General features: G+C 71.2%; 11 protein-coding genes. 2 read left to right on the top strand and 9 right to left on the bottom strand.

The features are described from left to right. Positions 1–166: 166 nt before the first annotated feature. The 7 genes from G328_RS0108075 to G328_RS0108105 are packed head-to-tail and all read right to left on the bottom strand — an operon-like array spanning position 167 to position 7,707. Positions 167–1,150 carry an Fpg/Nei family DNA glycosylase gene (locus G328_RS0108075; protein WP_019618842.1) on the bottom strand — a complete coding sequence of 328 codons (984 nt, stop codon included), beginning with the start codon at positions 1,148–1,150 and terminating at the stop codon, positions 167–169. Positions 1,151–1,152: 2 nt separating this feature from the next. Next, on the bottom strand, positions 1,153–1,689 hold the full coding sequence (locus tag G328_RS0108080) for a ribose-5-phosphate isomerase (protein ID WP_019618843.1): 537 nt from the start codon (positions 1,687–1,689) through the stop codon (positions 1,153–1,155). Continuing rightward, complete coding sequence (locus G328_RS0108085; RefSeq protein WP_019618844.1) at positions 1,689–2,300, bottom strand: mycothiol-dependent nitroreductase Rv2466c family protein; 612 nt, start codon at positions 2,298–2,300, stop codon at positions 1,689–1,691. The genes G328_RS0108080 and G328_RS0108085 overlap by 1 nt, the downstream gene beginning before the upstream one ends. 19 nt (positions 2,301–2,319) lie before the next feature. Beyond that, positions 2,320–4,134 carry an ABC transporter ATP-binding protein gene (locus tag G328_RS0108090; RefSeq protein WP_019618845.1) on the bottom strand — a complete coding sequence of 605 codons (1,815 nt, stop codon included), beginning with the start codon at positions 4,132–4,134 and terminating at the stop codon, positions 2,320–2,322. Continuing rightward, positions 4,131–5,879: an ABC transporter ATP-binding protein gene (locus G328_RS0108095; RefSeq protein WP_019618846.1), complete on the bottom strand. Its 1,749-nt coding sequence runs from the start codon at positions 5,877–5,879 to the stop codon at positions 4,131–4,133. The genes G328_RS0108090 and G328_RS0108095 overlap by 4 nt, the downstream gene beginning before the upstream one ends. A gap of 42 nt (positions 5,880–5,921) precedes the next feature. Then, on the bottom strand, positions 5,922–6,614 hold the full coding sequence (locus tag G328_RS16360; protein WP_019618847.1) for an ABC transporter ATP-binding protein: 693 nt from the start codon (positions 6,612–6,614) through the stop codon (positions 5,922–5,924). Between the two features lie 28 nt (positions 6,615–6,642). Next, positions 6,643–7,707 carry an ABC transporter permease gene (locus G328_RS0108105; RefSeq protein WP_019618848.1) on the bottom strand — a complete coding sequence of 355 codons (1,065 nt, stop codon included), beginning with the start codon at positions 7,705–7,707 and terminating at the stop codon, positions 6,643–6,645. A gap of 128 nt (positions 7,708–7,835) precedes the next feature. Between G328_RS0108105 and G328_RS14800 the strand changes: the two genes are divergently transcribed. Both G328_RS14800 and G328_RS0108115 read left to right on the top strand, forming a co-directional pair. Continuing rightward, positions 7,836–9,029, top strand: coding sequence for a sensor histidine kinase (locus G328_RS14800; protein WP_019618849.1), 1,194 nt, complete (start codon positions 7,836–7,838; stop codon positions 9,027–9,029). Beyond that, entirely contained in the window at positions 9,026–9,640 is a 615-nt protein-coding gene (locus G328_RS0108115; protein ID WP_019618850.1) for a response regulator transcription factor, read from the top strand. Before G328_RS14800 ends, G328_RS0108115 begins: the two co-directional genes overlap by 4 nt. Before the next feature lie 10 nt (positions 9,641–9,650). On the opposite strand, the gene G328_RS0108120 is transcribed toward G328_RS0108115, so the two are convergent. Both G328_RS0108120 and G328_RS0108125 read right to left on the bottom strand, forming a co-directional pair. Beyond that, a complete protein-coding gene (locus tag G328_RS0108120; protein ID WP_019618851.1) occupies positions 9,651–11,006 on the bottom strand; it encodes an NtaA/DmoA family FMN-dependent monooxygenase in 1,356 nt (451 codons plus the stop codon). Then, a complete protein-coding gene (locus G328_RS0108125; RefSeq protein WP_019618852.1) occupies positions 11,003–12,547 on the bottom strand; it encodes a class I adenylate-forming enzyme family protein in 1,545 nt (514 codons plus the stop codon). Before G328_RS0108125 ends, G328_RS0108120 begins: the two co-directional genes overlap by 4 nt. Between the last annotated feature and the right edge of the window lie 9 nt (positions 12,548–12,556).

Below are 12,556 nucleotides of genomic sequence, written 5' to 3' on the forward strand. Positions count from 1 at the left end.
CCACCCTTCTAAGGGCACCACCCGCCAACACCCGGTGGACGTGCCCCAGCACCCCAGCGCATCCCGAATTCACGCCCGCACACGCAGGCGACACCGCACCGGCACACCCGCCGAAGCGGTACTCGGAGTGCGCTGGGGCGTTGGTATGTCAAGGAACGGGCCGACCTCACACCTGACAGGTAGGGCACCAGTAGAGCTTGCGGTTCTGCATCTCGGCGAGCGCGATGGGCGTTCCGCAGGTGCGGCAGGGTTCGCCGGCGCGGCCGTAGACCCAGTGGCGGTGCCGGACATCGCGCAGGGCGTCCTGATAGTCGTCGCCGGTGAGTCCGTCGATGGTCATCATTCGGCCGACCTCGACGCCGATGCGCAAGAGCTCGACCCAATCGGCCCAAATCTCGGCGAGCTTCGTCTCGCTCACCTCGGTGCCGGGAGTGTACGGGTCGAGGCGAGCACGATAGAGAATCTCGGCGCGATAGATGTTGCCGATTCCGGCGACGACCGACTGGTCCATGAGCAGCTGACCGATGGGCACGCGACGGCCGACCACCCGCGAAGCAAAGCGGCGGCCGCCCTCGGCGATGTCGTCGACGAGGGGGTCGGGGCCGAGCCGATCGAGTACGGCGTTCACCCCGGTCTCGTCGAGCAACTCGCAGGCGGTGGGTCCACGCAGGTCGGCGACGCAATCCTCGGTGAGCAGGCGCAGGCGCACGGCCCCGACGGGCTCGGGCGGCCACCCCTCGACGACCTCGGCTTCCTTCTCGTTCTCGGCCATGCGCAGACGCGCGCGACGCGGGGCACCGATGGAGGTGAGCGAGTCCTCGCCGTCGGCGTCCTCGGGTCGGCCGCCGCGGCCGTACTCGCCGGTCTGCCCCAGCTTCGCGGTCACGGCGCCCGCGAAGTCCCAGGCTCCATAGATGCCGAGGTGCACGCGCAGCCAGACCGGCTCCGCGGCCCCGGGCATCCCCTCGACGGCGCCGAACTCGGCAAACATCTGCTTCCCGACGGCGAAACAGCGCAGCAGTTCACGGCCAGAAAGCACGGCCGCGCCCTCGGCAAAACGACCCTGCGGGCTCGAGGCCTCGCAGATCTCGCCGACGAAGCTCTTCGTGAACTGCCGCGCGATTCGGTGAACGGAATGCCCCTCGGGCACCCCTACGCCTCCGACTCGGCCCCGAGCACGGCGGGGATGTCACCGTTCGCGGGCGGGAGAATCTCGTGGCCGGCGATGGTGCCGGCGACCTCGAACTCGCGCAGCTGCGAGATTCGGCGCACGTGCCGCTCGTCGCCCGGGAAAGGCTCGGCGATAAACGTGTCGATGAACCCGATCGCCTCCTCGACCGTGTGCTGGCGGGCACCGATCGAGATGACGTTCGCGTTGTTGTGCTCGCGCGCGAGTCGCGCGGTCGACTCGTTCCAGACGAGCGCGGCGCGCACGCCGCCAACCTTGTTCGCGGCGATCTGCTCGCCGTTGCCCGAACCGCCAAACACGACACCGAGGGCGGGGGTGCCCGCGGCCCAGTCGTTCGCGACGGCGCGCGCGGCGTTCACACAGAACGACGGGTAGTCGTCGACGGGGTCATACTCCTGCGGCCCGTGGTCGATGACCTCGTGGCCGGCGCCGCGAAGGTGCTCCTGCAACTGCTGCGAAAACTCGAGGCCCGCGTGATCGGTCGCGATGTGGATGCGCATTAGTTGAACTCCGGTCCGCGCGTCCGCGAGCGCTTGATCTCAAAGAATCCCTCGTAGCCGGCCGCGGCGACGACGCCGTCGAACAGCTGCAGCGCCATGTCGCCCTTCGGTGCGGGCGAGATGACGGGGCCGAAGAACGCAACACCGTTGACGGCAATGACGGGCGTACCGACCTCGTCGCCGACGCGCGAGATGGCGCCGTTGTGCGAGGCGAGCAGCACGTCATCGAACTCGCCGGCGTCGGCGCGGGCGATGAGCTCGGCGGGAATCTCGGCCTTAGTGGCCGCCTCCTCGAGCGTGCCCTCCTCACCCGAGCGACCGCCCGGGTGGTTGATGGTGCCGATCGCGTCGTAGAAGCGCTTCATCGCCTCGTTGCCGAGCTCGGCCTTCACGCCGGCCGCGACGAGGCACGAACGCTTCGAGAATGCGTGCGGCTTGCGGTGCGCGTCGTCCATGTCGCGCCCCTCGTTGAGGATCGCGAGCGACATGACGTTCCAGTCAACCTCGACGTCGTCGCGCAGGCGCTCGACCTCTTCGATCCACCGCGACGTCATCCACGCCCACGGGCAAATCGGATCAAACCAAAACTCAACCTTGGTGTTCTCAGCCATGCCCTCAGCCTAGTGCCCGCTACAGCGACTCCTGCCAGGCGCGATACAGCTCAGCGAAGCGCCCGCCGGCCTCGATGAGATCGCGCGGCGACCCGTCTTCGACGATGCGCCCGTCGTGCACGACGAGCACCCGGTCGGCGATCATGACGGTCGCGAGGCGGTGGGCGATCATGATCGACGTGCGGTCGCCGAGCAGCTGCTCGAGGCCGTTCTGCACGGCCCGCTCGCTCGGAATATCGAGCGAGCTCGTCGCCTCGTCGAGAATGAGCACGCGCGGGTCAGCGAGGAACGCGCGAGCGAACGACACGAGCTGCCGCTGCCCCGCCGAGAGCCGGCCGCCGCGCGTGTGCACGTCGGTGTCGTAGCCGTCGGGCATGCGGGTGATGAACTCGTGGGCGCCGATCGCGGCGGCGGCCGCCTCGATCTCCTCACGGGTCGCGCCCGGCTTGCCGACCGCAATGTTGTCGGCGATCGAGCCGCCGAACAGGTATGACTCCTGCGTGACCATCACCATCGCCTGGCGCAGGTCTTCGTCGCGCAGGTCGCGCAGGTCGATGCCGTCGAGTGTGACGCGCCCCTCGGTCACGTCATAGAACCGCGAGATGAGCTTCGCGACGGTCGACTTGCCCGCGCCGGTCTGCCCGACGAGCGCGACGGTCTGCCCCGCCGGAATCTCGAGGTCGAGCGGATGCAGCACCTGCGGCCCGTCGTCGCTGTACCGGAACGACGCGCCCTCGAACCGCACCTCGCCGCCGCCGCTCGCGGTGAGCTGCTTCGGATGCTCGGGCTCGGGAATGTCGGGATCTTCGGCGAGCAGCGCCGAGATCTTCTCAAGCGCCGACACCGCCGACTGCAGCACGTTGTAGAAGTTCGCGATCATGTCGATCGGCTGGAAGAACCGGCGCGAGTAGAGCACGAGGGCGAGCAGCACGCCGACCTCGAGGTTGCCGCTGATCACGCGCAGGCCGCCGACGACGAGCACGGCGACGACGATGAGGTTGCCGAGCAGCCGCAGGCTCGGCTGGTAGATGCCCCAGATTCGCACCGCCTTGAGCGACGCGGCCCGGTAGTCGTTCGCGACCTCGCCGTAGCGGCGGTCGTTCGCCTCCTCGCGGCGGAACGCCTGCACGGCGCGCATCCCGCCCATCGTCTCGACAAACTCGACGGTGAGCCGCGCGGAGTGCGTGCGCTGCTGGCGGTACGTGCGGCTCGAGGCGCGCTGGAACCAGCGGCTCATGAACAGCCCCGGCACGAGCAGCAGCAGCATCAGCGCGCCCGTGAGCCAGTCCATCCACACGATCGTCACGACCGTGAGCAGCATGAGCATCGGTGCGCCGACGATCGTCTCGACGCCGAATTCGAGCAGCTCGCGCAGCGACTCGGTGTCGTTCGTCTGCCGCGAGATGACGCGGCCCGACGTGTATCGCTCGTGGAAGCCGAGGCTGAGTCGCTGCGTGTGCCGGAACATCCGGCGCCGCAGGTTGTAGAGGATGCGCTGCCCGGCCCAGGTGGATACGCGCAGGTACCAGTAGGTCGACAGGGCGCGCACGATCGCGATGACGATGTACGTGACGCCGACGCCGATCGCGAGCGACGCGTTGCCCTCGCCGAGGGCGGGCAGGGCCGAGTCGATGCCGAACGCGATGAGCGCGGGGCCGACGACGGTGCAGACCTGCACGACGAGGGTGAGCACGGCGACCCAGCTCACCTGCACGCGGTACGGCTTGATGAGCGCGCCGAGGAGGCCGAGCGAGCGGCGGCGCTTCTCTTTGTCGGTGAGGGCGTCAGCGGCGAGGCCGCCGTCGAGATCGTCGGTGGTCTGGTCGGTGCTCATCTCTCCTCCTCCCGAAGCTCCTGCAGATCGAGCTGGCCCGTCACGTCGAAGCCCTCGCTCGAGATGTCGGCCATGACGAAGCCGTAGCGGCGATCGTTGAGCAGCAGCTCGGTGTGGGTGCCGACCGCGACGATACGGCCGCCCTCAAGCAGGGCGACCCGGTCGGCGAGCGCGACGGTCGAGGTGCGGTGCGCGACGACGATCGTGGTCGTGCCGCGGAGCACCTCGCGCAGCCGCTGCGTGACGCGCTCCTCGGTTGCGGTGTCGAGCGCCGAGAGCGGGTCGTCGAGCAGCAGCACCTTCGGCTTCGCGGCGATCGCGCGCGCGAGGGCGACGCGCTGGCGCTGCCCGCCCGAGAGCGACATGCCCTGCTCACCGATGCGGGTGTCGATGCCGTCGGGCAGGTCGTAGGCGAAGGTCGCGTCGGCGGTCTCGAGCGAGAGCCGCAGCAGCGCATCCGATTCTTCTTCGCTGAGGCCGGGCGCGGCGCCGAGCAGCACGTTCTCGCGCACGCTGCCCGAGAACAGCGTCGCGTCTTCGAACGCGACCGCCGAGATGGTGCGCAGTTGCTCGAGGTCGTAGTCGCGCACGTCGACGCCGTCGACGCGGATGCTCCCCCGCGTCACGTCGTACAGGCGCGGCACGAGCTGCAGGAGGGTCGACTTGCCCGAGCCAGTCGTGCCGACGAGTGCGAGGGTCTCGCCGGGGCGCACCCGCAGGTCGACGCCGGAGATGAGCGTCGCGTCTTCGCTCGCGTCGGGGTACCGGAACACGACGTTGTCGAACACGACCTCGCCGTTGATGCGCTCGGGCGCGGTCGCGTGCGCCGGCGAGACGATGCTCGGCACCTCATCGATGACCTCGTTGATGCGCTGGAGCGAGGTGACGGTCGAGATGAGGTCGGCGATCTGCACGCCGAGCATCGCGACGGGCATCGTGATGAGCATCGCGGTCGCGAAGAACGCGCTGAGCGAGGCGACCGAGGTGACCCCGGCATCGACCTGGAACAGGCCGACGAGCAGCGCGACGCCGAGCGCAAGCTCGGGCAGCAGCGCGATGATCGAGTCGAAGCTCGCGACGAGGCGGCCGCGGCGCGTCTCGGTTTCGCGCACCCGGTTCGCGTACTCGCTGTAGTCGTCGAGGGCGCTCTCGGCGCGGCCGAACGCCTTAAGCACGCGGATGCCGTGCACCGACTGCTCGACGTTCGTCGCGAGGTCGCCCGCCTGGTCTTGCCCGAGGCGCGAGATCTTCTGAAAGCGCGTGCCGAAGTTCGCGAGGGTGATGACGAGCGGCAGGGCGCCCGCGAGGTAGATGAGGGCGAGCCACGGGCTCGCGAGTGACATGAGCACGATGCCCGCGACGAGCATGACGACGTCGTTGACGAGCATGATCGAGCTGAACGCGAGCCAGCGACGGATGCTCGTGTGGTCGCTCATTGAGCGCGACAGCAGCTGCCCCGACTCCCACGAATCGTGGAAGCTCATCGGCAGGCGCTGCAGTTTGCGGAAGAAGCTGCGGCGCATGCGGTATTCGACGCCCATCGCGGGGTCGACGGTGAAGACGCGGCGCAAGAAGACGAGCACGGCGTCGAAGATGCCGATGCCGAGCAGCGCGACACCGGCGATCAGCACGGTCGTGACCGTCGCATCCGTGCCCACCGCGTCGTTCACGAAGGCGGCGAGAATCTGCGGCATCGCGAGGGTGGTCGCGGCGGCGAGTAGGGCGACGAGCAACCCGAGCAACATTCGGCCCCGGATTGGTTTGGTCACTGCCCACAATCGCCGCATTTACCCCATTATGCCCTCCCCCAGCTTGCCGTCGTGCATCTCGTAGGCGGTGTCGAACAGCGGCAGCTGGGCGAGGTCGTGCGTGACGACGACGGTCGCGAGGCGCCGCTCGTGCGTGAGGTCGCGCAGCAGCCGCATGATGTCGGCGGAGCGCGCCTCGTCGAGCGCGCTCGTCGGCTCGTCGACGAGCATCGCGTCGGGGTCGTTCACGATCGCCCGCGCGATGTTGACGCGCTGGCGCTGCCCACCCGAGAGCTGCGACGGGAGGAACTCGGCGCGGTCGAGCATCCCGACCTCGTCGAGCGCCTGGTCGATGCGCGCCCGCAGGTCGGCCTTCGACAGGCCGGCGAGCGGCTGCGCGCCCATGCGCGCCATCACCTCGAGCTGTTCGCGCACCTTGAGCGAGCCGATGAGGTTCGGGGCTTGGAACACGATGCCGAGGCGGTTGCGGCGCAGTTCGGCGGCGCGCCCGCTGCTGAGGTCGGAGGCGGTCGTGTCGTCGATGCGCACGCTGCCGGCGTCGGCGGTGACGAGCGTCGAGGCGAGCGCGAGGAGGCTCGACTTGCCCGAGCCCGAGGGGCCCGTGACGGCGACGAATTCGCCAGGCGCGACGGTGAGGTTCGCGTCGTCGACGGCGGTGAGGGTGTCGTCGCCGTCCTGGTAGGTGAGGGTGAGGTGGTCGAGCGTCAGCATGTGCGTTCCCTTTCTCAGGTAAGTGGAATTAGGCGGCGGAGGCGTTGAGCGCGACGAGCGGGTCGACGCGGTTGATCTGGCGGAGTGAGACGAGCGCGCCGATGAGGCCGGCGGCGAGCATCGCGATGGCGGGCGGGAGGATGGTCCACCAGGCGACGACGAACGGCGCGACGGGTGCGATGAGGGCGCCGAGGCCGAGCGCGAGGCCCGAGCCGACCGCGATCGCGACGACGAGCAGCAGGAGCGCCTGGCCGAGGGCGTCGCGGCGCAGCCAGCCGCTCGGGGCGCCAAGCGCCTTGAGCACCGAGATGTCGCGCTGGCGCTGCATCGACCAGACGAGGAAGAACACGCCGACGATGAGTGCCGAGATGCCGAACAGCATGCCGATCATGAGGCCGAGGGTGCCGATCTCGCTCTTGAACGCCTCGAGGCCGAGGAGCGATTCGAGCAGGGAGGCCTGCTGGGTGCCGGTCTGTGCCGCGAGCGCGTCGGCGTCGGCGAGGTCGCCGTCGATGAGCAGCACGCTCGCGGCACGCTCGGGCTGCATCGTGGCGGCGAGGTAGTCGCGCCAGTCGTCGAGCGAGACGCGGGCGAGGTCGGTGTGCGAGAACTGGCCGGTGTCGGCGATCTCGGTCACCGTGAGCGCGTTGCCCGCGAGCTCGAGCTGGTCGCCAACCGCGAGGCCGAGCTGGTCGGCCGCCTCGACGGGCAGCACGATGTCACCGGTGGCGACGCCGTCACCGCTCGGCTCGGCCCAGAGGGTCACGGCCGCGCTCGCGTCGCCGGCCTCGAGCCGCGTGGTCGAGACCCCGACCGGCGTGACGGTGGCGTCGGTGCCGGCCGCCGCATCCTGCCACGCGGTGACCTGGGCGTCGTCGACCTGCGCGGTCGACCAGCTGAACTCGCCGTCGTCGGGCGTCGCGGCGACGACCGACGAGGCACCGGTCGAGAGGATGCCCGAGATGTTCTGCCCCGCGAGGCCGCCGGTGAGGCCGGTGAGAAAGCCGACGAGGAGCATCATGAGCGCGATGACGGCGCCGATGAGGGTGAAGCGTCCCGGAGCGTGACGCAGGTCGCGGAGGGCGAGGAACATTGCGAGTCCTTTCGTTGTGGTGCTTCCAGCGTCGGTCGCGCAGGCGCTCGCCACAGCGGCGGAACGGGCGGATTCCATCCCCTCCGTTTGGAGGAGGTGCGGGGCGGGTGGGCGCCTAGCATCGAGGTATGTCCCCGCTCACGCCGCTCGCCATGCTGCTCGCCGTGCTGCTCTGGGTGCCGATCGTCGTGGCGGTCGCCGACCCGGCGACGGCCGTGAGCGGCCAGCTCGGGTGGATGCTCGCGACGGCGACTGCGGGCAGCGTGCTCGCGGTGGCGGTGTCGCTGCTCGTCGTGCGGCGGCCGCAGGAGTTCGCGGCGCCCGCAGAGCGGTTGCGCCCGATCGGCGTCGTCGCGTCGGTGCTTCTCGCGGTGCCCGTCGCCGCGATGATCGCGTTCTCGGCCGAGGGCGCGTACGCCGCGATGGCGCTGTTCTTCGTCGTGCTCTGGCTGCTGCCCGAGGGTGCCGGCGTCGTGTCGGTCATCGTGCTCGCGGCGGGCGTCGTCGCGGGCCAGGCGGTGCATCACGGGCTTGGCTTCGGCGGGGTCGCGGGCCCCGTCATCAGCGCGATCGCGGCCGTCGCGGTCATGTGGGGGTACCGCCAGTTCGTGCGCTCCGCCCGCGAGAATGCCCGGCTCGTCGGCGAGCTGCGCACGACGCAGGCGGCGCTCGCCGCGACCGAGCGGCAGGCCGGCGTCGTCGCCGAGCGCGCCCGCCTCGCGCGCGACCTGCACGACACGACGGCGCAGCACCTTTCGAGCATCCGGCTGCTTGCCGCGAGCGCCGACCGCGACGACACGGGCGATGCCGAGCGGCGGCAGCGGCTCGGCGAGATCGAGCGCACGGCGGGTGGCGCGCTCGCCGAGGTGCGGGCGATCATTGCTGACCTCACGCCGGCCGAGCTGCGCGATGCCGACCTCGCCGCGGCCCTCAAGCGGCTCGCGCCGCTCTACGTCGAGGGCGAGCCGTGGCGGCTATCGATGCCGGCGAGCACGGCGCTGCTGCGGGCGGCGCAGGAGGCGCTGCACAACGCCAGGGCGCACTCGGGCGCCGAGCACGTCGCGCTGCGCCTCGTCTTCGCCGACGACGCCGTCGCGGTCGAGGTCGATGACGACGGCCGCGGCTTCGACGCCGCCGCCTGGTTCGAGCGCCCCGAGCTCGCGTCGGGCCGCGCCGACGGCAGCGGCACGGGCCTGCGCGGGCTGCAGGGGCGGATGCGCACGCTCGGCGGCTTCGTCTCGGTCGTGTCGGAGCCGGGCGAGGGCACGCTCGTGCGCGCCGAACTGCCACGGGCGGTCGCGGAGGGGGCGGTGTCGGCATGATCCGGGTACTGATTTGCGACGATCACCCGATTGTTCGGGCGGGCCTGCGCGCCGTGTTTGAGCACGACGGCGACCTCGAGGTCGTCGGCGAGGCGGCGACGGCCGACGAGGCGGTCGCGCTCGCGCCGGGCGCCGACGTCGTCACGATGGACCTGCGCCTCGGCGACGGTGGCGACGGGGTCGACGCGACCCGGCGTATCCGTGCGCTGCAGCAGGCTCCCGCGGTGCTCGTGCTCACGAACTACGACACCGACAACCAGATTCTCACCGCGATCGAGGCGGGCGCCTGCGGCTACCTGCTCAAGGATGCGCCACCCGAGCGGCTCGTGCGCGCGGTGCGGCGGGCCGCGGCGGGCGAGAACGTGCTCGACGCCGAGATCATGGAGCGGCTCGTCGGGCAGCTCCGTGCCCCGCGCGTGCACCTCACGCCGCGCGAGGCCGACGTGCTCGCGCAGCTCGCGACCGGCGCGACGAATCAGCGCATCGGCGAGGTGCTGCACCTCAGCCCGACGACGGTGAAGAGTCACCTCGCGGCGATCTACGGCAAGCTCGGGGTGTCGAGCCGTACAGCGGCGGTGTCGAAGGCGCGCGAGACCGGGCTTCTGGCCTAAGGGATCCGGCCTAGCGGTGCCGCGGCGGCAGTTGTGACCGGAGTCGCTCGCGCAGCGGGATGGGCTCCCCCGCGAGCTCGTCGTCGGTCGGCGGCGGCGGGAGCACGCCGCGGGCGCGCAGCCGCGGCATGACCTCGTCGATGAAGAGGTCCCAGCCGTTGAGGCGGTGCAGCACGAACCCGTCGGCCGCGCCGGTTGTGAACCAGTGCTCGAGCTCGTCGGCGACGGTGTCGGGCCCGCCGACGATGAGCGTGTGTCCGAATGTCGTCGCGTAGTGGCGCAGCAGCGCCCCGAGGGTCGGGAACCGGCCCTGCTCGACCCACTCGCGGTAGATGACGGCGCGCGAGGTGCGTCGCTCCCCCGCCCGGAGCGCGGCGGCATCGGGGAACCGGTCGAGGGGAATCGCGTCGTCGAGGTCGAGCCCGTCGAGGTCGAGCCCGGCGACCTCGCGCAGGATGCCCTCGCGGGCCTGACCGAGGTCGAGGCGCGCCTGAATCTCCGCGAGCCGAGCGGCCGCGTCGGCGTCGTCGGTGCCGAGCACGATGCGCGCGCCGGGCAGCACGCGGGCGTCGTTCGGGTGCCGCCCCTCGGCGACGAGCCGCGCGTCGAGGTCGGCGCGGTACTGCCGCGACTCCTCGAGCGTCTGCGTCGCGGCGTAGATGACCTCGGCGTTGCGCGCCGCGAAGGCGAGGCCCGACTCCGAGGCGCCGGCCTGCATGAGCAGCGGGATGCGCTGGGGCGACGGCGCGAGGTCGAGGGCCTGTTCGACGTCGAAGTGTTCGCCGTGGTGGTGGAGGTCGTGGATGCGGTCGAAGTCGAACACGAGGCGGCCCTCGTGCTCGCGCGCCCAGCCGTCGCGCCACGATTTCCAGAGGGCGACGTCGATGTCGACGTGTTCCTGGGCGCGCTCGTAGCGGGTCTCGGGGCGTCGGAGCTGCTGCCCGAAGTTCTCTTCGCCGCGGAACGCGGTGACCATGTTCCAGCCGGCGCGGCCGCCCGAGAGGGCGTCGAGCGAGGTGAGCTGCCGGGCGAGCGTGTAGGAGGGCACGAACTCGGTCGCCATGGTGCCGATGAGGCCGATGCGGTTCGTCACGGCAGCGATCGCCGAAAGGCGCGAGAGCGGCTCGAAGCGGTGGCCGCGGAACGGACCGTCGTCGTACATCTCCTGCGAGTTGCGCTTGAGGCCGAGGAAGTCGACGGCGAACACGGCATCGAACCCGGCCCGCTCGGCCTCGACGGCGAACCGGAGGTACTCGCGCACGCCGCGGGTCGGCGCGATTTCCGTCTTGGGGAACGCCTCGGTGTACGGGAATTCGGCGAGCAGAAACAGCAGCAGGTGCTCGTGGCGCTGGGCGGTGGTGTTCACAGGCGAGTCACCCCCTCGAGACCGTCGAAGTCGTCGGTGACGCGCTGCGTCACCTCGCCGCGGCGCACCTTGCCGCTCGCGGTGCGGGGCAGGGCGTCGACGGTGTAGAACCGCCGCGGCACGTACTGCAGCGCGAGGGCGTCGCGCAGGCGCGCGAGCAGGTCGGCCTTGTCGGGTGGCCACGGCCCCGCCGCGGGTTCGAGGAGCGCGACGAGCTCGGTGCCGAGCACGTCGTGCGGAACCGCGACGACGCACGAGCGGTCGGCACCGGGCACGGCCGCGAGCGCGCGCTCGACCTCGGGGAGCGCGACCTTGTGCCCGCCGGTCGCAACGACGTCACCGGCGCGGCCGACGAGCTCCACTACGCGCTCGTCGAGCTGGCGGGCCTGATCGCCGACGGTCGCCCAGCCATCCTCGCCGCGGAGCACGACGTCGGTGGTCGAGGCAAGGTAGCCGGGCACGCAGCTCGCGGGGGCGTTCAAGAACAGGGTGCCGAGCTCGCCGTACGGGAGTCGCTCCCCCTCTGGCGAGCGCACCTGGCCCTCGACGCCGTCGAACAGGCGAAGGCGCGTGCCGTCGCCGGTGTCGCTCCAGCCGATGAAGCCGATCTCGGCGGCACCGAAGTAGCTCACGAGTCGCGCGTGCGGCACGGCGGCGGCGAACTCGTCGCGCATGCGGCCGCTGAGATTCGCGCCGCCGGTGATTGCCCAGCGCAGCGACTCGAGCGCCTCGGGGCGGCGGCGCGCGAGCACGGCGAGGGCGTGCACTGCGGCTGGCACGCCGACGAAGCGGTCGGCGCGGCCGGCCTCGAGCTGCGCGGCCGCCGCGAACGGCTCGAAGTTGCGGGCGACGAGGCAGCCGCCGCCCGTGCCGAGCGCCTCGACGAGGGCGTAGAGCGTGAGGCTGTACGCGAGCGAGCCGGGTGCCTGCGTGATGAGCCCCTCGGCCGCGCCGAAGTGCTCGAGGCTGACGGGAATGCAGGCGCGCCAGTTGGCGCGGTTCTTGATGAACCCCTTCGGGAGGTTCGTCGTGCCCGAGGTGAACAGCAGCAGGAACGGCTCGTCGTCGGGGCGCACCTGGATGCTGGCCAGCGCCGAATCCCCCGCCCGCGCGTCGAACTCGGCGACCGACAGCGTCTGCGGTCCGCCCTGCTCACCGAGGGCATCCCGCAGCTCCGGTTGGTCGGTGACGACGAGGGTCGCCTGGGCGCGGCGCACGGTGTCGATGCGGTGCGCGAACGGCCAGACGGTGTCGACCACCGTGACGACGGCGCGGGCGCACATGACGGCCGCGAGTATCCGGGCGAGGTCAAACGCGTCGTCGATGACGAGCGCGATCACCGGCACGCCGTCGGCCTCGGGCGGCGGCGCGACGGCGCGCCCGTCGCGCGCCTGCTCGGCGGTGAGCGTCTCGACGAGCGTGCTCACGCGGCCGGCAAGGTCGACGAGGCCCGCGGCATCGAGCGTGCGCTCGGCGTCGGCGATCGCGAGCTGGTCGGGATGTGCCTCGGCGGTTTCGAGGAGGGCGCGGGCGAACGGCATGCGGGTCCT

Origin of the sequence: [Zimmermannella] faecalis ATCC 13722 (genome assembly GCF_000381765.1) — a bacterium.
GTDB lineage: Bacteria > Actinomycetota > Actinomycetes > Actinomycetales > Microbacteriaceae > Gulosibacter > Gulosibacter faecalis.

Excerpts from the sequence above, each read along its gene's own strand:
- G328_RS0108080 (WP_019618843.1), bottom strand. The coding sequence starts at position 1,689 with ATGCGCATCCACATCGCGACCGATCACGCGGGCCTCGAGTTTTCGCAG.
- G328_RS0108085 (WP_019618844.1), bottom strand. The coding sequence starts at position 2,300 with ATGGCTGAGAACACCAAGGTTGAGTTTTGGTTTGATCCGATTTGCCCG.
- G328_RS0108090 (WP_019618845.1), bottom strand. The coding sequence starts at position 4,134 with ATGAGCACCGACCAGACCACCGACGATCTCGACGGCGGCCTCGCCGCT.
- G328_RS0108095 (WP_019618846.1), bottom strand. The coding sequence starts at position 5,879 with ATGTTGCTCGGGTTGCTCGTCGCCCTACTCGCCGCCGCGACCACCCTC.
- G328_RS16360 (WP_019618847.1), bottom strand. The coding sequence starts at position 6,614 with ATGCTGACGCTCGACCACCTCACCCTCACCTACCAGGACGGCGACGAC.
- G328_RS0108105 (WP_019618848.1), bottom strand. The coding sequence starts at position 7,707 with ATGTTCCTCGCCCTCCGCGACCTGCGTCACGCTCCGGGACGCTTCACC.
- G328_RS14800 (WP_019618849.1), top strand. The coding sequence starts at position 7,836 with ATGTCCCCGCTCACGCCGCTCGCCATGCTGCTCGCCGTGCTGCTCTGG.
- G328_RS0108115 (WP_019618850.1), top strand. The coding sequence starts at position 9,026 with ATGATCCGGGTACTGATTTGCGACGATCACCCGATTGTTCGGGCGGGC.
- G328_RS0108125 (WP_019618852.1), bottom strand. The coding sequence starts at position 12,547 with ATGCCGTTCGCCCGCGCCCTCCTCGAAACCGCCGAGGCACATCCCGAC.